The following is an 18,455-nucleotide window of genomic DNA, read 5'->3' as shown; positions in this document are numbered from 1 at the left end:
GGTTTTTAGTACGAGGCGGTCAGATTGTCGTAGCCGTTGATCTTGAGCGCGTTGAGCACGCGGTCTACGGCTGCCTGATCGGTATCCGGGTTATAGGTTTCCAGGAAAATTAGGTGCGCGGTGTGGTTGTCCTGGAAATTGATGTTCAGAAACTCGTGACCAAGCTCCTGCGTAGCAAGTGCGAGCTCGCGCTGCACAGCCAATTTGCCGCTCTGCAGATTCGGCGTGGATTGCTCCTCGTCGGCGCCGTTGATGATGTCTTCTTTGTCGCCGGTGATGCGGCCCTTATCGGCGTGGGCGCCCGGCTCGGGGGACTGGTCCGTGGTGGATTGTTCCGCTTCGGCCGTGTGGTGCACGTCCGGCTCAGCGAGCTGGTCCTGAGCATCGACCGGGCCGATGCTGCCTGCTAGGGGCAGCACTGCAGCCACGGCGCTTGCAATAAATGAAGTAATAGACATTTTCGGTCCTTTCTAAAAGGTAAATTTTATTGAACCGATGGAAATATTAGCACCGTGTAAGAAGGTTAACTACACGTAAAAATCGTTGTTGACATTTCCATTAAATAGATAATTAGCTGTTGCTAAATTGATTAAATGGCAGGAAGTTCCTATGGTTATCTGGCCTGCGTTGGTCTTAGCGAAAACGTGATTTCAGACATTTCCGGATTATTAAGTGAAATGCAATATATCTCGAGCATGGGTGTCGCCTCGGCCCTATTGGTGTGGAGAAAGTGAACATTCAGGGTTTTGTTCATAGAGCTGCCGAGTTTCCCGAAGGGGAATGGAGGGCGGAGTTTTTATCGCGCGCTAGAAAAGGACTAGAAAAGATGCACGACGCCTTCACAGGGTGCAAATTTAAGTGGTGTTGTCCACGTTTAACTGTGATCTGAAGAACTTTTTTGAACTTTTCTTAATTGAGTACAGTTTTCTTGACTGGACATTAGAAGAAAAACATATGCAACTGCGCGTTAGCCGGAGCCATAAGGACGCGAACATATGGTCGCACTTGAAGAACTGGCCAAACTTGAGTCTTGGGGCCGCTTTTAAGTGGCGGGTTTCACAAAATGGGGGGGGCAATCGGGGATGTCCCCTGGTGTTTCGGGTCATTTTATTCCGGAGAGTGATGAACTGGCACCCAGGGTTAACGGTGTAAATAGGGTTTTTAAATGTTCTCCAAGCCTACATTTATCTATCAGATAATAATAATTAACCCGCCAACTTCATTTTCGAACAAAGGTCTATTTGGGCCGGGTTGTCTTTTTTGTTAAGCCTCTTATTGGAAGGCATCTATTGACCGCAAAGTTGTTGATTTGCCATGCTAATAAGACTTGTCTTATGCGCTATCGGTGCCCTTATTGGTACTCTGCCAAAGGAGCAATTAAAGGCTCCTCACTGATTTTATGAACCAGTGTTGCCTACTTTGTGTTCAAGATTTCATGAGTGATGTCTGTACAGCTGAAAGGCAAGCTGTCCAGATAAAAGTTGTAAGAATACGTCCTTTTTAAGGGGAAAAGATGAGCGGAGTGTTAGGTCTATCTCGGAAGAGATGGTCCGTCTTAACCGCGGTGCTTGCTGCAATTGCGGTTATTGCGGCAATGGTCACCGTTCCGGGAGTGAAGGCGGAGGCTGCTGAGCCTACCGATTTTACGCCCAATAGTACATTGGGCAACGAACTTAAGAAGGAGGAAAAGGATCCACAGCATTTCGCCGCGGACTACTCCTGGGGTTTGCTTGTTTGGGCGGGAGAGCCAGCAGGGCCCGGCTTTAACAATGGTGGAAACAAAAATAATGATGTGGGCTGGGCGTGGTGTATTGAACCGCACGCTAAAACCCCTCTCAATACGTTCGAAGCGTATAAGAAGAAGAACGCTACGAAACTTGAGTTCGATGAGAGGTATCACGACGCCGTCATTAATCTCGGACGGAAGATGGAAGCTGCAGCTGTCCGAGGGGATAAAAAATCGGCTGCTAACTATTACGTCTACCTGTTGATGTTCCTCAATTCGCCTCAGAACCCAAAGTATCTACCTTTTAAAACGATTGTAGGGAATAGCAAAGACTATTTCCCAGGGTTTACTGGATCGCACGAAGATTTTACGGCGCTTACGGGTTATAAAATTGAGGGAACCGAAGCTATGCCGCAGCTTGTAAAAGACTCGACGGTGGAGATAGCAAAGCAGCCTGCAGATGCATTTATTACTGTTGTGCATCCGAACAACAAGCGCAATTCAAAGGCACAGTCTGTCATTCCGGTAGACCAGCCTGGTCTGCCTGATGAGCCTGACAATGGTGGTAGCTCCGAAGAGCCCACGACCTCTTCTGAGGAGAATCCTTCGGACGAGACCACTCCGGAAAACCCTGGCGGGGAGACTTCTCCGAACGAAACGACTGAGAATCCTGAGCCGTCTGATTCTGAAGAGACCACTCCGAAGGACACCACCTCCGAGACGACTCCGGATAAGACGACTGATGTAGTACCTAATCCAGAACCGACTCCTACTACTAGCGAGCAGCAGAAGGATCTTGAGCCCAAGATTGAAACGGAAGCTTCCATCAAGGACGGCAACCGTGTGGAAAAGGGTGCCACGGTTATTGACACTGTGACGTATGAGGATCTTGTTCCGGGTAAGCACTACACCCTGAAGGCGAAACTGATCTCCAAGGCCGATGGCAAGACCGTACTGGGTGAAAGCTCTACGGAGCTTGTTCCGGATGAGTCTGCTGGCAAGAAGGACGTTGAGATTGTCGTTAACGACAAGGCAGATCCTGCTGTGGACTCAGCGGTTGCCTTCGAGAAGCTCGTATCTACCGAGGTAGATAAGGACGGTAAGGACACCTCTAACTCAACTGATGAGAACACGATCGCTACTCACGAAAATATCAACGATGAGAAGCAGACCGTCAACACTGAGTGGAAGCCGGAGATTCATACCAATGCTGACTTTGACAACGCTACTCAGGTAAAGGCTGGCGTTACTGTCAAGGACACCGTCGAGTACACCGACCTGGTGCCGGGTAAGGAATACACCCTGAAGGCAGAGCTGCGAAACAAGGCAGTGAATGACAAGGGTGAGCACGAGGTCGTCGGCAAGGGCGAAGCTACCTTCACCCCGGATAAGTCTGCTGGTGAGCAGGTAGTTGACATCAAGGTCAAGGACGATGTTGAGGGAGTCATTAAGGCTGCCGTCGCATTCGAGGATCTGTACTCCAAGCAGGTCGATGAGAACGGTAAGGAAACTCCGAGCTCTGATGAGGAGAAGATTGCCGAGCACCGCGACATCGAGGATGAAGCTCAGACCGTAACCTCTAAAATGAAGCCATCCATCGGCACCAAGGCTGAGAAGGCTGAGGGCGATGAGATTAAGTCTGGCACTGTCATCACCGATAAGGTCGAGTACCAGGACCTGGTCCCTGGCAAGGAATACACTCTGAATGCTGAGCTGCGTTCCAAGGTGAAGGATGAGAACGGCGACTACGCGGTAATTGGCCACGGTGAGAAGACTTTCGTACCTTCCGCTTCCAAGGGCAGCGAGGAAGTCGAGATCACTGTTGATGAAGGTGTTATCGAGACTGTTGATGAGGCAGTTGCTTTTGAGTACCTGACCTCTACCGCAGTGAACAAGGACGGCGAGGATTCCAACACTGGTAAGAAGAAAGACATCGCCGACCACACCGACATCAACGATAAGGATCAGACTGTAAAGTCTGAGAAGCCTTCTGAGACTACTACCCCGCAGACCACCACTACTACCGAGGAGATTCCGGGTAAGCCTGGTGATGGTGGCGAGGGTGAGACCTCTGCGCCTTCTTCTGAGGATTCTTCTACCCCGAAGACCAGTGAGACCTGTGAGTCTGAGGAGCCGGGCGACTCGGAGAGCGAGAAGCCTTCCGAGTCTGAGGAACCGTCTTCGTCTGAGTCCAGCGAGCCTTCTGAGTCCGAGTCTGTAGAGACCACGTCCTCTGAAGCTTCCGAGACCTCTGAGTCTGATAAGCCTTCGGATTGCGAGTCGACGACTCCGAGCAAGCCGGATGAGCCAGGCGAGCCTACTGATGGCAACGACGAGAAGACCCCGAAGGTTTCCACTAATGCTGACTTCGAGGGCGACCTGCGCGAGGTTGTTGCTGGTGCCAAGGTTGTCGACCAGGTTTCCTACGAGGGTCTGGTTCCGAACAAGGAATACGCTTTGGATGCCCAGCTGATTTCCAAGGAAGACCGTAAGACCGTTCTGGGCGAGACCAAGGGCCACAAGTTCACTCCGAAGAGTGCTAATGGCACTGAGGCTGTCACTATCGTTGTCAATGAGGATGTAACTGAGCCGGTTGAGGCTGCGGTTGCTTTCGAGACGTTGACTTCCACCGAGGTGGATAAGCACGGTGAGAATAAGCCGACCGATGAGGACAACCCGAACCACGTTGGTGAGCACAAGGACATCAATGATGATGACCAGACTGTGACCTCCGAGGGCTCTGAGAAGACTCCGAAGATCACCACTAACGCTGACTTCGAAGAGGGCTCCCACGCTGTTATTGCTGGTGCCAAGATTGTCGATGAGATTACCTATGAGGGTTTGGTTCCGGGTAAGGAATACACCTTGAACGCTGAGCTGATTAACAAGCAGGACGGTATGACTGTTCTGGGCGCTGGTGACAAGACCTTTGTTCCGGAAAAGTCTGCGGGCAGCGTTGAGGTGGAGATCACCGTTAACGATGATGTGACGGAGCCGGTTGAGGCTGCGGTTGCGTTTGAGGAGTTGACCTCCATCCAGGTTGATAAGAACGGCGAGGAGACTCCGGATGCTGAGCAGCCGAATGAGATTGCTGAGCATAAGGACATCGACGATGCAGACCAGACTGTGATTTCCCACGGGGACGAGGACACGACTTCGCCTGAGGACGAGCCGTGGATTTCCACCAACGCTGATTTTGCTCACGGTTCGCATGAGGTTGTTGCCGGTGCTGAGGTTGTTGATGAGGTCAGCTACGAAGGCTTGGTTCCGGGTAAGGAATACACCTTGAATGCTGAGCTAATTAACAAGCAGGACGGTATGACTGTTCTGGGTACCGGGCACAAGACCTTTGTTCCAGAGAAATCTACAGGCAGCGTTGAGGTGGAGATCACTGTTGATGACGATGTGACGGAGTCGGTTGAGGCTGCGGTTGCGTTCGAGGGACTCACGTCCACTGAGGTCAATGACAAGGGTGAAGAGACTCCGAATGCTGAGCAGCCGAATGAGATTGCTGAGCATAAGGACATCACCGATAAGGAGCAGACGGTGATTTCTGAGGGCTCTGAGACTCCAGGCAAGCCGTCTCAGGGCAAGATTCCGTGGTGGGCGATCCTGATTCCAGGTATCGGCTTGGGCAAGATCATCCATGACCGTCACCACAGCCACGACCATTCCACGGAGCAACCAAAGGAGCAGCCGAAGGAGCACCCGAAGGATCAGTCGGAAGAGCACTCCAAGAAGCAGGATTCCAAGAAGCAGGACTCCGAGGGGCAGGGTGAGCACAATGCTCCGGAAAGTAATGGTGAGGATAAGCCAGGCGATGCTGGTCAGCACGCTGGCGAAGAGCACCACGGCTCCGAAGCTAACGGTCATGTGCCAGGCCAGACTGGTAACCCGCTGCCATCCGATGCCGGACGTGCAGAAATTAAGTCCGTGCCATCTGGTGCTACCCAGCTCGAGGCGGGCATGCAGAGCTACATTCAGTAGCCTGCGCACGCTGGACAGCTAATGGGCAACAGCGCCTAGACGTAACACGATAAGTCCCCTTCAGGGTGTAACTGAACACACTGGAGGGGACTTTCTATCTGATGTGAACAACAAAAGTGACAATTAAAAGGAGTCGGGGCAATGTCTGAGGAGACCGGCCGCAAAGAACCCATGAGCCGGGGCAAGATTATCGGATTTATCGTCTTGGTAGTAGCCGTAATTCTGGTGCTAATCCAGTTGGCGCTGTATTTAACCAGCGATAAGGAGGGGGATGAGGGTGATGTGGGGGCATCGGCAAGCGCGTCTGTGAGCGCACCGGCAGACAAAGATGCAGGCGCTGCGGACAAGCCCGATGCCTTCGTCGATGATTCGGGCGCGCAGGAGCACGAATTCGAGCCGGCCCCGGGCGAATTCCACGGCTTCGAAGGTATGTCTGTGGGCATCGACGGCGATTTCGCCGCCGTGGACCCGGTGCAGGTAACGGACCAGGGCGTGCTGCTGCCACCACATGATGTCTCCCGCCTGGGTTGGTACTCCGCCTCGGCAGTGCCTGGCGATGCCGGCAACGTCGGCTCCAGCGTGATTACCGGCCACGTGAACTACCAGGGCCAGGGCACCGGCTATGCGGAGAAATTCACCCGGCTGCAGGAAAACCAGGTATTTACTGTGGTCATCGATGGTGAGGAGCGCACCTTTCGCGTGACGGAAAAGCCGTACCGCCTGCCTAAGGGCGCGGATTTCCCGGACGTGGTCAATGACGCGGACGGGGCGAACCGCCTGGTGCTTATCACCTGCGGCGGCCAGTTCGTCGGTGGTGCGTTGGGCTATGAGGACAACATTATTACCGTGGCAGAGCCTGTCGATGCCCCGGTCCCACCGGAACAGGCGCAGGCATAGCTTGTAGCCCTGTGGCTTAGAAGCGCCCGGTTCGAGGAAGAAGATCCTCGGCCGGGCGCTTGCGTTTGTGCACTTCACGCATGTGCGTCCAGGCTGCGGCGGGCATCTATGAAATAATTTGGGGAAGTATCTGCTGCTAGGAGCGGAATTAAAGGAGCAAAGTCATGGATATTCCAGGCAAAATCGCCGGTCATATCGGCACGCCGCTGACGGGCAATGCCACGAAGGTATTGCTGCTCGGCGCGGGCGAGTTGGGAAAGCAGCTGGCTATTTCCTTCCAGTCCCTGGGCCTTGAAGTGCACGCGGTGGATAAGTACCAGGGGGCGCCGGCTCACCAGGTCGCGCACTATAGCTATGTCGCGGATATTACTGATGCCGCGCAGGTATCGGAATTGGTGCAGCAGATTCAGCCGCACTACGTGGTGCCGGAGGTCGAAATCGTCGCGGTGGAGGCCTTGGAGCAGGTCGAGCAGTCTAGCGACGCCGTCGTCGTGCCTACGGCGCGCGCCTGCGCCCTTACCCAGGACCGCGAGCGGGTGCGCGCGGTGGCAGAAGATATTGGCCTGCCGACCTCGGCTTATCGCTTTGCCACCTCGGTAGAGGAGCTGGAAGAGGCGGCGACGGAGCTGGGGTTTCCGTGCATCGTGAAGCCGGACGTGTCTACCTCGGGCAAGGGCCACATGCTGGCGCGGGATGTGGAAGACGTGCGCGAGGCGTGGGAGACGGTGCGCCGCGTGTCCTCGGATTCGCAGCGCGTGGTGGCGGAGCGCTTCGTGGATTTCGACCTCGAGGTCACGCTGCTGGCCATCCGGTCCATCGATCCGGCCACGGGCAAGCTGGCCACGTGGTTTAGCGAGCCCATTGGCCACCGCCACGAGAAGGGCGATTTGATTGAGGAGTGGCAGCCCACCGGCATGAGCGAGATTGCGCTGGAGAACGCGCGCTCGGTTGCGGCGCGCATTTCCAATGAGCTGGGCGGGCGTGGCGTGTACGGCGTGGAGCTTTTCGTCGCCGGCGATGATGTTTACTTTTCTTCGGTCTCCCCGCGGCCTTCGGACACGGCGATGCTTACCGCCTATACGCAGCGTTTTTCCCAGTTCGACCTGCACGCCCGCGCCATTTTGGGCTATCCCATCGATGCCACGTTGATAACCCCGGGCGCCAGCATGTTCTTGCACGCGCAGGAGCCGCTTGCCGATGTCGCCTTTACCGGCATCGCCTCCGCCCTCCACTACGCCGAGACGGACGTGAAGCTCTTTGGCAAGCCCGATGCCTATAAGGGCCGGCGCATGGGCCTTGTGACCACGACGGCGGAAACGGTGGAAGAGGCCCGCGACCGCGCCGCGTTGGCGGCGCATAAGGTGAGCGTGACCTCGACTCCTGGCCTGCTCGCGCAGGGCGGAGCGCGCGGAATCGACCCGCAGGCGGAAAACGTACCCGATATCGAGGTCGTTGAATACGAGGGCGGGGTCGAGCTCGACCCCAAGCTGACCTCAGGCGTAGACGATACCGACTAGCCCCGCGCCGCGCGGTGCCCGTCCGCCCCGCGCGGCAGCGCCGGCCAGCCCCGAGGGGGCGCTGCCGACCGTGCGGGTTGGTGCTCGGCCGGGACTGTGGCGCGGCGCTGGTTAGCGCTGCGGGCCGGCGTGCTTGACCATCTCGTCCCACTCGACGATCTTGATGCGCTCGCGGCCGTGGGGCTCGCCGGCGGCCTGCTCGGCGGAGTTGAGGCGGTGCCAGCCGGCCCAAGTGGTCACGGCGATATCGCGGGATTCTAGAAGATCCAGGATGTCTTGCGGATCGCGCTTGGTCGCCGGCTCTAAGTCGCCGGACTTGTAGTCCGCCAGCAGCATGGTGGTGGTGTCCTTGGCATCGGATTTGGTATTGCCAATAAGCCCCACCGGGCCGCGCTTGATCCAGCCGGTGGTGTAGAGGCCGGGGAGCTTTTCGCCGTCGACATTGGCAAGCACGTGGCCGCCGTCATTGGGCATGGTGGCGGTGGTTTCGTTGAAGGGGATGCCGTCGACGGACTGCGGGTGGTAGCCCACCGCGCGGTAGACCGCCTGCACGGGCCACTCGGTGAACTTGCCGGTACCGCTCACGGAGCCATCGCCGTTGAGCTGGGTGCGCTCGGTTTTGATGGCGGTGACGTGGCCGGCATCGCCAAGCACCTCTACTGGGGACTCGAAGAAGTGGATGTAGAGCTTGTGCGGGGCATCGCCAGGCTCGCGCATGGCGTAGGACTCCAGGGTCTGGCAGACCAGGTCGGTGGACTTGGCGGCGCGGCGGGCCTCCTCGGAAGCCTCGTCGTACTCGATGTCCTCCGGGTTGACAATGACCTCGATGGTGGGGGACTCATCGAGTTCCTTGAGCTCCTTCGGCGTGTACTTGGCCTGCGCCGGGCCGCGGCGGCCAAAGACGTGGACCTCCTTGGCGCGGTTTTCCTTCAGGGAAGAGTAGACGTTGTCTGGGATCTCCGTCACCAGCAGCTCGTCGGCAGTCTTGGCCAGGATGCGGGACACGTCGAGCGAGACATTGCCCACGCCCACGACGGCGACGGACTCCGCGGACAGGTCCCAGTCGCGCTCGAAGTTGGGGTTGCCGTCATAAAAGCCCACGAATTCGCCGGCGCCGTAGTTGCCCTCGAGGTCCTCGCCGGGGATGCCCATTTCCTTATCGGCGGTGGCGCCGGTGGCGAAGATGATGGCGTCGTAGTAATCGCGCATCTCCGTGACGGTGATGTCCTTGCCCACTTCGATATTGCCCAGGAAGCGGATTTCTTCCTTCTCCATGATGTTGTGCAGCGACTGCACGATGCCCTTAATGCGCGGGTGATCCGGGGCAACGCCGTAGCGAATCAAACCAAAGGGCGCGGGCATCTTTTCAAAGAGATCGATCTGCACGTCCACATCGGATTTTACGAGGAGGTCAGAGGCGTAAATGCCGGCCGGTCCGGAGCCGACGACGGCGACACGCACTGGGCTAGTCATCTGTTTAGGGTGTCCTTTCTTTAGGTTTTCTCACATTCTACGCGGTGGCAATGTATTAATTGTCACGGTGCTCACAACCCCTAGTTTAGGAGGGCGCCGGGGCGCGGAAAAGCGGCTGATTCACGTACAGTGGAGACGTCACCACGTGCTAGTAACTGTGATGTACGACATAATGTTACGGCGCGTGTTCCAAGTGTTCCCGTGACGGTAAAGGAAAGGTAATCCGCATGTCTGCATCCCAGTCCACAGTGTTAAGCTCCATCGGCCGCGGCTTCGACGGCCTCGATGTTCCCGCCTTGGCGGATAGCCTTGGCGCTGAATTGCTCCGCTTAGAAGATTTTGATCCCACCGTGGCGGATGTTTTGGCCAACGCGCCCACCGACACCGCCACTGCCGATGCCCTCCTGGTCCAAGGCACCGGCGAAATCTCCTTCGACGCGGAGGTCGCCGCCGCGCTGGGCTTGCCGCTGGTCATTATCTCCGGGGCCCCCGAGCGCGCCGCGGAGCTGGCGCAGCGCAAGGCCGAGTCCCTCGGTGCCACCGTGGCGGGCGTCTTCACCGATCTGGAGGCCGTGCCAGGTGCGTTGCAGGCCGCTGAGGAGACCGCGCCCGTCATGTCCGCGGACCTCTTCCAGAAGCAGCTCATCGACCAGGCCCGTTCCACCGGTTCCCACATCGTCCTGCCTGAGGGCGATGATGATCGCATCCTTGAAGCCGCTGATGCGCTGCTGCGCGATGAGGTTGCCCGGCTGACCATCTTGGGCAAGGAATCCGATATCCAGGCCCGCGCCAAGGAGCTGGGGCTGGATATTTCGGGCGCCGATATCATCGACCACCTGGAATCGCCGCTAGCAGAGGAATTCGCCGCGGACTTCGCGGAGCTGCGCAAGAAGAAGGGCGTGACCCTGGAGCAGGCCCGCGAGACCATGCAGGACATCTCTTACTTTGGCACGATGATGGTGCACAAGGGGCTTGCCGATGGCATGGTATCCGGCGCCGCCCACACCACCGCCCACACCATTAAGCCGTCCTTCCAGATCATCAAGACCAAGCCGAATGCCTCGGTGGTCTCCTCCATCTTCCTGATGGTCATGCGCGGGCGCCTGTGGGCCTTCGGCGACTGCGCCGTGAACCCAAACCCCACCGCGGAACAGCTGGGCGAAATCGCCGTGGTCTCCGCGCAAACCGCGTCCCAGTTCGGCATCGACCCGCGCGTGGCCATGCTGTCCTACTCCACCGGCGCTTCCGGCACCGGCCCGGATGTCGAGCGCGCCATCGCGGCCGTCGAAGCCGCCAAGAAGCTGGACTCCTCGGTGAAGGTGGACGGCCCGTTGCAGTTCGACGCTGCGTGCGATCCTGGCGTTGCCGCAAAGAAGATGCCGGATTCCGATGTCGCCGGTAAGGCCAATGTCTTCGTCTTCCCCGATCTGGATGCCGGCAATATTGGCTACAAGACCGCGCAGCGCACCGGCGGCGCCTTGGCCGTGGGCCCCATCCTGCAGGGCCTGAACAAGCCGGTCAACGATCTGTCCCGCGGCGCCACCGTTCCGGACATCATCAATACCGTTGCCATTACCGCTATCCAGGCTGGAGAGAAATAAATGTCATACGTACTGGTCCTTAACTCGGGATCCTCGTCCATCAAGTTTCAGCTGGTGGACCCAACCGCTAACGCCACCGATGCTCCGCTCGTCTCTGGCCTGGTGGAACAGGTTGGCGAGCCGAGCGGCGCCATTACCATTAAGGTCGGCGGGGAAAAGATCACCGAGGAACTGGAAGTTCCCGATCACTCCTTTGGCCTAAAGCGCGCCTTTGACCTGATGGATGATCATCAGGTGGGAACGAAGGACGTCGATATCATCGCCGTGGGACACCGCGTCGTGCACGGCGGCCGCCTCTTCTCGGAACCGCAGCTCATCGAGGATCAAATTGAATCGATGATCGAGGATCTCATCCCGCTGGCCCCGCTGCACAACCCGGCCAACCTGGACGGCATCCGCGTTGCGCGCAAGATCCTGCCGGATATTCCGCACGTGGCGGTCTTCGATACCGCCTTCTTCAATACCCTGCCGCCGGCCGCAGCGCTGTATGCCATCAATAGCGAGGTTGCCTCCAAGTACGATATCCGCCGCTACGGCTTCCACGGCACCTCACACGAGTTCGTCTCCCAGCAAGTGCCGAAGATCTTGGACCGCGATCCGGAGCACACGCACCAGATCACGCTGCACCTGGGCAATGGCGCCTCTGCGGCGGCCATCCGCAATGGCCGTGCCATCGATACCTCGATGGGCCTTACCCCGCTGGCTGGTCTCGCCATGGGTACGCGTACCGGTGATATCGACCCAGGCATCATCTTCCACCTGGTGCGCCAGGCGGGCATGAGCATCGACGACATCGATAAGCTGCTCAACAAGCAATCCGGTGTCAAGGGCATCGCGGGCGTCAATGACTTCCGTACGCTGCGCGAGCACATCGATAATGGCGATGAAGACGCATGGCTGGCGTATAACATCTACATCCACCAGCTGCGCCGCTTCATCGGCTCCTACATGATTGCCCTGGGCCGCGTGGACGCGATTACCTTCACCGCCGGCGTGGGCGAAAATGACACCGAGGTGCGCCAGGACGCGCTGTACAACTTGGATATGTACGGCATCGACTTTGATAAGGAGCGCAACCTCGTCCGCTCCGATGAGCCGCGGGTCATCTCCACCGATGATTCGCCCGTCAAGGTCTTGGTGGTTCCCACCAACGAGGAGCTGGCCATCGCGCAGAAGTCTGCGGAGGTCGCCGCCCAGGCGCGCGAGGCCGGCCTTTTTAAGTAGGCCCTAGAAGGTGGTGATGGGCCGGACTTGGTTGGCCAAGTCCACCAGCGCGTAGCGGTGGCGGCTAAACGGGGCCTGGCGGGCGAGTGCCCGCAGGGTCTCGGCAAGGCCGGTGCGCAGGCCGCGCTGGGTAAAGGCGTACTCGAAGAGATCATTCGGCGAGGACGCCCGCGCGAGATCGGCGTTGCGCAGGAAGTTCAGTCCCGCGGAGATGACGGCGATCTTGATTTGGAGGAAGCGCGGCTCGTTGGTGGGGACTTCTTCGAGGCGTCGGGCAGCGCGGCGAATGCGCGATTCCGATAGATCGTGCACGATGAGCTGCAGCACAGTGGTTAGAAGCGCCATGCGGAAGTGCCGCGAGGCATTGGGCACCTTATCCAAGGTGGCTACGGAAAGTTCCACCTGCCCCTCCGCGCGCAATTGGCGGGCAAGCCCAAAGGCGGAAGACACCGTCGTGGGGTTGGTGGCCCAGACGATGCCGTATAGGCGCATGGAGTTAAACCTTAGCGCGCTCGGGTCTTGGGTGACGTGGGACCAGATTTCCGGCTGGCCCTCAAAGGCGGAAGAGGGGAGGTCCGCCAGGGTGGTGTGGAGGTTGGAGCAGGCGCGGGCAACGGTGGCATCGATAAGCGATGTTTCACTGTAATCAATCTGCTGCAGGATGAGCTCATTGATGGCCGCGATGGCGAGCTTGGGGGCGGCCTCGCCGGGCAATAAATCGAGGACTGTGGCGAAGTATTCCTGCGCATCGATGTAATCATCGTGCAAGAGCTCGGTGATGCCGGCGTACCACTGGTAGCGCCAGTCTTGGCCGAGGCGGTCCTCGATGGAGCCTAACCACTGGCGGGCCTCGTCGGTATAGCCCAAATCAATCATGGAACGCACCACGCCGAGGGGAATCTCGGCGGAATGCTCGTATTCCGGGGTGCGCATGGCCTGGCGCAGGGTCTCGAGGGCTTCCTGCGGCTCGGCATAAGACGTACCTTGCAGCAGGCTGGCGCCGACATCGTCGCGGTCTACCAGGGGCGTCGGCAAGGCGGAGACGACCTCGGGGGCGGTGATTTGGATGGTGCGGTCGATGCCATCGATAAGCTGATCCGTGCGGAAGACCAGGTGCTTGGTGCCGAAGGTGGTACGTTGCGGCGAGAAAAGCGAGTGCTGGGAGGGGTACTGGCGGCCGTCGCGGATGGCGAGGACCTCGCGCAGCACGCCGTAGAGCTGGGTGCGCAGCTCCTTGATGGAGCTAAACCGGCGCTGCGGATCGCGGTGGGTCGCGCGCAGCAGCAGGCGGTAGAGGGAGAGGAAACGGCGCAGCTCCGGCTCCTTGGACGGGTTGGGGATGCCTGGGAGGAAGACGCCGTCCTCGCTGGGCAGCTTGAGGCATAGCGCGGCCAGGGTGCGGCCGATGGTGTAGATATCGCTGGCGATGGACGGCCCCTTGGACGCGACCTCCGGGGCCTGGAAGCCCTGGGTGCCGTAGATAAACCCGAACGCCCCGATGCCGGAGACCGCGCCCAAGTCAATGAGCTTGACCTGGTCCTCGGTGACGATGATGTTATCCGGCTTCAGGTCGTTATAAACCACGCCGCGCGAGTGCAGGTACTCCAGCGCCGGCAGGATTTCCAGGATATAGCCAATGGCAATGTCAACGGGCAGCAGCTCGTTGGGTTGCTTATTGCGCCTGCTTCTTAGCGATGGCCCGCCCACGTACTCCATGACTATGAATCCACCCGGCACGCGGTCATCGTCGATAAAATTAAAAATCTTGACGATGCCCGGGTGGGTAATGTCTGCCAGAAACTCGCGCTCCGCCTCGGCCGCGGCCGTCTCATCGGCGGACTTTTGGGCCTGCATGCCCTTGAGCACCACCACGCGCCCGGAGACGTAGTGGTCATTGGCCAGGTAAATCCAGCCCATACCGCCGTGGGCGATGACGCCGAGGATTTCGTATTGCTCCGCGACCATATCGCCCGGTTCCAGCTGCGGCGGCGGAACCTTTTTGCCCTTGATCTTCTCTTTGGGGTCGATGAGGGCGGCGGTGGGATCGGCCGGGGTGATAAACGGCAGGCGCACCATGCCATCAGCAACCGGCCGCTCGGTGCGCTGCGTGCCGCGGCGCTCGCGGAAGGTATCGATCGCCTGCCGGCGCGAGCGTTCCGAGGACTTTTCCTGGGCCGTTTTCTCATCGCGCTCGCTCTCGCGCTGAGCACGGATATTCTCTAAGTCCGCGAGCAGGCTGGAGAGGTGATCCGGGTCGATGGAACCGTCGTCGTCTTCATCGTCATCGGCGAAAGGATCAAAGGCCACCGCCGAAGTCCCCGGATCCCCGCGGTGCTCGATGGGTTCGCTCGCGAATGGGTCATACGCCACGGCCGCCGTGCCCACTCCGCCGGTATCGCCGGCGTTGCCGCTCTCGTCGGCGGTGTTTCCGTTTCGCGCACCCTGGGCCGCGGTATCCTGACCAGCTGTGCTTTGACCCGCCGCGCTTTGGCTCGCGGTGCTTTGGCCCGCCGTGCCCTGGGCAGCAGTGCTTGGGCCAGTCGTGCTGCCGTCCGTTGTTTGCCTGCTCGTTGCCTCCGTATCCGGGAAGGCAGCGGCGGGGGCTGTGCCAGGGACCTGCGCCGCGGCGGTATCGACATCAGCTTCGCTAGTGCCATTGTCGCTAGCATCAGCGTTGTGAGTGGTGGCCGCGGTATCGGCCCCGACGTCGCGGTTGGCAGGTCTGCGGTTGGCAGCGTTGGTGCTCGCGGTGGGGGAGTCCGCGCCGGCGTTGGCAGCGGCGGTATCCGAGCCAGCGGCGGCGTTGGCGGCGTTGGCGGCGTTGGTGTCAGCGTCATCGGCTGTGCTGGCTGTGTTGGGGGAATCGGCGGCGTCGCGATCGCGGTCCCGGTCGGGGTCAGCGTCGCGGTAGGAGGCCTTGGTGGGCTGCCGGAATTGGCGCTGGGTATCGAGGTTTTCGGGCTCGAGGTATTCGAGCTCGTCTTCGCTGAAATTCGGGTTATGGTTCATGACTTATCTTCCTCGATGTATGTCCCCGACGGCAGGGTGGGCTCGTCTAGGTAAGCGCCTAGCCACCTATCAAAGATGTCGGACCATGTCCCGTCGCGGCGGATGCGCTCTAAGGTGGAATTGACCTGGCGCAGCAGCGGGCGGGTGTCATGATCCTTGTTGGGAAGGCGCGCGGCAACGCCGTAGTTCTCGGTCTTTAAGGGCTCGCCCACGATGGAGGTATAGGAATCCTGCGCGGCCATGCCGGAAAGCAGGGCATCATCAACCACCACGCCATCGGCTTGGTTGAGCTGCAGCGCCATGAGGCAATCGCCCCAGGAACGGGTGATGAGGATATCGGACTGGGGGGCGCGCTCGCGGATGGTATCCAGCGCGGTGGACCCGCGCACCCCGCACAACCTCTTGCCATCGGCGTCATCGATGGAATTCATCCCGGAGCTGGTGAGCACCAGCATGCGGGTCTGCGTGGTCATATAGGGGATGGAAAAGGCCACTTCCTTCTCGCGCTTGGGGCTAATGGTCATGGTGCGCACGATGATATCGACGGTGCCATTATCCAGCGCGGCGGTGCGGTCGGAGGATTCGACGAAGCGGAAATCCACCTTATTGGGATCGCCGAAGATATCACGGGCAATCTCGTGGGCGATATCAACCTCGAAGCCGCGGACATCGCCGGAGGCGGCATCGCGGTAGCTCAGCAGGTTATTGGAGCGGTCCACGCCCACGATAAGGCGCCCGCGCTTGACGATGTCCGGCACCCGCTCCTTCGCCGTTTGATCATCCGGCCGGTAGGTGCCTTTGAGCTTGGTATCGTCTTCCTGCTTGGGCGCGTTGGTGCCGGCCTCTTCTATGGAGGAGCCTTCCGGCAACGGCGGGCCAGGGCTGGCATCGAGTGCTTGCTGCTCGGGCGATTCCAGCGGCGGGACGGAGCGAATATCGCAGCCGGCCAGCGCGAGGATGCTGCAGGTTGCAACGATGGCGGTAAGGGGTGCTCGGTAGCGCATTAGAGGTACTCCTGCAGTCGGGGACGAATGCCCAGCCACACCGCGAAGATGGCGCACAGGGTGAGCAGGAAGACAGCGGAGGAGACCGCGGTCATGGCGGTCAGTCCGCGCTCTAAGTAGGTGCGCATGGCGATGCGCGCCTGGCCGATGAGCTCTGAAAGCTCGCTATCGAGCTCATTAAAGGACTGCGCGGCGGTGGTCTCGCCATCCTCGGGATCGGTGATGGTGGCCTGGTAGACGGCTTCGTCATAGTCGCCTTCGCTTAGCGCAGCCATGAGCTTTTCGTGCGAGTCTTGCCACTTTTCGGTGGCGGCGCGGGCGCTGTGGATGAGCTCAGGATCGTTGACCTCGACATCATCATCATGCAGTGCGCTTTCATAAGCACCCAGCGCCTTTTCGATGGATTCCACGGATCCGGAAAATCGCTCGAGCGTATCTTCCTCAGAGGAGCGCAGCACCAGCGCGAGGGTTTCTGAGGTGCGCGCCTGCTGGGCCTCAATGCGCGAGGCCGTTAGCGAATCCCACGGGCGCGAGGCGGTTTCAAAGCCCTGATGGCCGGTGGACCACGTGGCCAAATTAGAAAGTGCGACCCAGAAAACGGCCAAGAAGAGCAGCACCGTTGCGGTTAAAAAGCCGCGGTTAAACCGGCGGCGGGTCTGGCGCCACAGCCACCACTGCGCCACGATGAGGAAGAAGACCGCGGCCAGCAGGCCTGATAGCGGCACCCACTGCGGCGAGGTGAGCTTTTGCTGCTCCTGGTTGACCTTTGCGGTGGTCAGCTGGAAAAGCTCAGAGGCTGCCGGCAGGATGTGCTCGCGCATGAGCGAGGAGGCATTGGACATATAGGAATTAGCCACGGCATTGCCGGCGCGGTGGTTCGAGCGCGCCTTTTCAATCATCGCGGTATAAATGGGCAGCTCGCGCTGGATGAAGGTAACGAGATCGCGCACGCGGGCATCGTCAGGCGTGGTGCCCAGCACGGATTCGGTCGCAGCAATGGAGGCGGCATCGATGGCATCGTTATAGCGCTCGCGGTTGCCCTCTGATTCCACGCCGGCCTGCACGAATCCGGTGGTCGCGATGGTATCTGCCACCGATAGGGAGCTATAGAGGTGATGGGCCGCATTGGACATCGGCTCAGTGGTATTGAGAAGCTCGTCGAGGTCGGAGTGGCGGGCGGCGGAAGATTGGGACATCGATAAGCCGGCGGCCCCTAAAGCCACTGTGAGGATCAGGGTGACGGTAAAAAGCTTGCCCGGGGTAGTGGAAGCGAAGTAATAAAACCGCCGCAGCAGGCGCGCCGGGCCCGCAAACCATTCCATGGCGCGGTGGGTCAGCCCGCTTAGGGCCGGGCGAGAGGGTGCGGTAACCTCATCCAGCCAGTGATCGCTGGGGTGAGCGTCCTCACCGCGCTCTGACTCTACCCGCACTGCCTGCTCAGTCATTCACTTAGAATAACGCCCCTAGTGTGCTGGGCGCCACCATTTACCCGCGTGTGTGGCTAGGATAGGAAATATGCATAACCCTCACAGTGGAGACGGCTGGGCGGCGGGCCCCAGTGGCATTCGCGTATGGGGAAAATTCGGTGCCGCCGGCCTCTTCCTCGTCGCTGGGCGCGAGGTGCTGCTGCAACACCGCGCCGCGTGGACCAATAACGGCAATACCTGGGGGATTCCCGGCGGGGCGCGGGACTTACAAGAAAGCCCCACCCAGGCCGCGCTGCGGGAAACGCACGAGGAATGCGCCATCGCGCCTGCCGATGTCGAGGTGCTCGACACCCAAGTAACGGCCGGGCCCTATCCACCGGCGGGGGATTTGCCGGGGGAGTGGACCTATACCACCGTGCTGGCGCGCACCCGCAGCGGCCTGCGTCTGCCCACCACCGCCAACGAGGAATCGCATGAGCTGCGCTGGGTGGGCCTAGATGAGGTGGAAAAATTACCGCTTATCGCGCCATTTCGCCACGCCTTTCCCGCCCTGCGGCGGCGGGTGGAAAAATTGAACCGGTAAGGTATCC

The 18,455-nt window shown here is 59.5% G+C and carries 11 protein-coding genes; 6 read left to right on the top strand and 5 right to left on the bottom strand.

Annotated features, from left to right (window positions below):
• Nucleotides 1–5: 5 nt before the first annotated feature.
• A complete protein-coding gene (locus tag HMPREF1287_RS07020; RefSeq protein WP_005284987.1) occupies nucleotides 6–458 on the bottom strand; it encodes a hypothetical protein in 453 nt (150 codons plus the stop codon).
• A 1,676-nt stretch (nucleotides 459–2,134) separates the two neighbouring features.
• Here HMPREF1287_RS07020 and HMPREF1287_RS07015 point away from each other — a divergent pair.
• From HMPREF1287_RS07015 to purT, 3 genes are all read left to right on the top strand, one after another.
• A complete protein-coding gene (locus HMPREF1287_RS07015; protein WP_232218828.1) occupies nucleotides 2,135–5,713 on the top strand; it encodes a VaFE repeat-containing surface-anchored protein in 3,579 nt (1,192 codons plus the stop codon).
• Nucleotides 5,714–5,854: 141 nt separating this feature from the next.
• Complete coding sequence (locus tag HMPREF1287_RS07010) at nucleotides 5,855–6,610, top strand: class F sortase (RefSeq protein ID WP_023018026.1); 756 nt, start codon at nucleotides 5,855–5,857, stop codon at nucleotides 6,608–6,610.
• Between the two features lie 164 nt (nucleotides 6,611–6,774).
• Entirely contained in the window at nucleotides 6,775–8,127 is a 1,353-nt protein-coding gene (gene purT, locus HMPREF1287_RS07005) for a formate-dependent phosphoribosylglycinamide formyltransferase (RefSeq protein WP_005279429.1), read from the top strand.
• A gap of 111 nt (nucleotides 8,128–8,238) precedes the next feature.
• On the opposite strand, the gene HMPREF1287_RS07000 is transcribed toward purT, so the two are convergent.
• Nucleotides 8,239–9,600, bottom strand: a complete 1,362-nt coding sequence (locus tag HMPREF1287_RS07000) for an FAD-dependent oxidoreductase (RefSeq protein WP_005284969.1) — start codon at nucleotides 9,598–9,600, stop codon at nucleotides 8,239–8,241.
• Nucleotides 9,601–9,827: 227 nt separating this feature from the next.
• Between HMPREF1287_RS07000 and pta the strand changes: the two genes are divergently transcribed.
• Nucleotides 9,828–11,201, top strand: a complete 1,374-nt coding sequence (pta, locus tag HMPREF1287_RS06995) for a phosphate acetyltransferase (RefSeq protein ID WP_023018025.1) — start codon at nucleotides 9,828–9,830, stop codon at nucleotides 11,199–11,201.
• Nucleotides 11,202–12,425 (top strand): acetate kinase, encoded by a 1,224-nt coding sequence (locus tag HMPREF1287_RS06990; protein ID WP_023018024.1) that lies wholly within the window; start codon nucleotides 11,202–11,204, stop codon nucleotides 12,423–12,425.
• A 3-nt stretch (nucleotides 12,426–12,428) separates the two neighbouring features.
• Here the strand turns inward: HMPREF1287_RS06990 and HMPREF1287_RS06985 are convergent, their stop codons facing one another.
• The 3 genes from HMPREF1287_RS06985 to HMPREF1287_RS06975 are packed head-to-tail and all read right to left on the bottom strand — an operon-like array spanning nucleotide 12,429 to nucleotide 17,883.
• Nucleotides 12,429–15,434 (bottom strand): serine/threonine protein kinase, encoded by a 3,006-nt coding sequence (locus HMPREF1287_RS06985; protein WP_023018023.1) that lies wholly within the window; start codon nucleotides 15,432–15,434, stop codon nucleotides 12,429–12,431.
• Nucleotides 15,431–16,438: a glutamate ABC transporter substrate-binding protein gene (locus tag HMPREF1287_RS06980; protein WP_023018022.1), complete on the bottom strand. Its 1,008-nt coding sequence runs from the start codon at nucleotides 16,436–16,438 to the stop codon at nucleotides 15,431–15,433. The genes HMPREF1287_RS06985 and HMPREF1287_RS06980 overlap by 4 nt, the downstream gene beginning before the upstream one ends.
• Nucleotides 16,438–17,883: a hypothetical protein gene (locus HMPREF1287_RS06975; RefSeq protein ID WP_023018021.1), complete on the bottom strand. Its 1,446-nt coding sequence runs from the start codon at nucleotides 17,881–17,883 to the stop codon at nucleotides 16,438–16,440. Before HMPREF1287_RS06975 ends, HMPREF1287_RS06980 begins: the two co-directional genes overlap by 1 nt.
• A 70-nt stretch (nucleotides 17,884–17,953) precedes the next feature.
• On the opposite strand from HMPREF1287_RS06975, the gene HMPREF1287_RS06970 reads away from it, so the two are divergent.
• Entirely contained in the window at nucleotides 17,954–18,448 is a 495-nt protein-coding gene (locus HMPREF1287_RS06970; RefSeq protein WP_005279439.1) for an NUDIX domain-containing protein, read from the top strand.
• The last annotated feature ends 7 nt before the right edge of the window (nucleotides 18,449–18,455 follow it).

This window comes from Corynebacterium sp. KPL1986, assembly GCF_000477975.1.
Taxonomy (GTDB): Bacteria; Actinomycetota; Actinomycetes; order Mycobacteriales; family Mycobacteriaceae; genus Corynebacterium; species Corynebacterium accolens.
This window is presented reverse-complemented; position numbering and strand designations above follow the sequence as displayed.

Coding starts and splice junctions, on each gene's coding strand:
- HMPREF1287_RS06980 (WP_023018022.1), bottom strand. CDS start 16,438: ATGCGCTACCGAGCACCCCTTACCGCCATCGTTGCAACCTGCAGCATC.
- purT (WP_005279429.1), top strand. CDS start 6,775: ATGGATATTCCAGGCAAAATCGCCGGTCATATCGGCACGCCGCTGACG.
- HMPREF1287_RS07010 (WP_023018026.1), top strand. CDS start 5,855: ATGTCTGAGGAGACCGGCCGCAAAGAACCCATGAGCCGGGGCAAGATT.
- HMPREF1287_RS07020 (WP_005284987.1), bottom strand. CDS start 458: ATGTCTATTACTTCATTTATTGCAAGCGCCGTGGCTGCAGTGCTGCCC.
- HMPREF1287_RS06975 (WP_023018021.1), bottom strand. CDS start 17,883: ATGACTGAGCAGGCAGTGCGGGTAGAGTCAGAGCGCGGTGAGGACGCT.
- pta (WP_023018025.1), top strand. CDS start 9,828: ATGTCTGCATCCCAGTCCACAGTGTTAAGCTCCATCGGCCGCGGCTTC.
- HMPREF1287_RS07015 (WP_232218828.1), top strand. CDS start 2,135: ATGCCGCAGCTTGTAAAAGACTCGACGGTGGAGATAGCAAAGCAGCCT.
- HMPREF1287_RS06985 (WP_023018023.1), bottom strand. CDS start 15,434: ATGAACCATAACCCGAATTTCAGCGAAGACGAGCTCGAATACCTCGAG.
- HMPREF1287_RS07000 (WP_005284969.1), bottom strand. CDS start 9,600: ATGACTAGCCCAGTGCGTGTCGCCGTCGTCGGCTCCGGACCGGCCGGC.
- HMPREF1287_RS06970 (WP_005279439.1), top strand. CDS start 17,954: ATGCATAACCCTCACAGTGGAGACGGCTGGGCGGCGGGCCCCAGTGGC.
- HMPREF1287_RS06990 (WP_023018024.1), top strand. CDS start 11,202: ATGTCATACGTACTGGTCCTTAACTCGGGATCCTCGTCCATCAAGTTT.